The sequence below is a fragment of the Streptomyces sp. NRRL B-1140 genome (genome assembly GCF_001280065.1).
GTDB lineage: Bacteria > Actinomycetota > Actinomycetes > Streptomycetales > Streptomycetaceae > Streptomyces.
On the sequence record NZ_LGEA01000170.1, the window covers coordinates 1 to 744 of the forward strand.

The following is a 744-nucleotide window of genomic DNA, read 5'->3' on the forward strand; positions in this document are numbered from 1 at the left end:
TCCGCTTGAGCACCCCGGACATCTGCACGAACGCCCCACAGTCCTGAGTCGCCTCCACCAGATTCGCCGCCGTCACCAAAGGCAGCCCCGTGATCGACGACAGATGACGACGCGCCGCCTCGGCGTACCCGGCGGGAGCGTTCAGCCCGGTACCGATCGCCGTGGCACCCAGGTTGATCTCGTGGATCAACTCCACCGCTTCCGCGAGCCGGCTGCGGTCCTCCTCGATCATGACGGCGAACGCGGAGAACTCCTGGCCCAGCGTCATGGGCACCGCGTCCTGGAGTTGCGTGCGGCCCATCTTGAGCACGGCGCGGAATGCGATGGCCTTGGCCGCGAAGGCGTCCTGCAGGACCGCCATCGCCCTGAGCAGCCCGCGCACCGCGAACACCGTCGCGATCTTGACGGCGGTCGGGTAGACGTCGTTGGTCGACTGACCGAGGTTGACGTCCTCGTTGGGGTGCAGGAACTTGTACTCGCCCTTGGCATGGCCCAGCAGCTCCAGCGCCCGGTTCGCCACCACCTCGTTGGCGTTCATGTTGGTCGAGGTACCCGCGCCGCCCTGCACCACGTCCACCACGAACTGCTCGTGCAGCTTGCCCTCGCGGATCTCACGGCAGGCCTCGACAATCGCCGCGGCCTTCACCGGCTCCAGCAGGCCGAGTTCCTCATTGGCCAGGGCAGCGGCCTCCTTCACCGCGGCAAGGGCATCGATCAGATGCGGGTAGGCGGAGATCGGCATGC

1 protein-coding gene is annotated in these 744 nt (G+C 67.3%); it reads right to left on the minus strand.

The window, feature by feature from the left end; genetic code table 11:
- The coding region (locus ADK65_RS35555) for a lyase family protein (protein WP_267889768.1) at positions 1-744 on the minus strand (744 nt) is incomplete at both ends.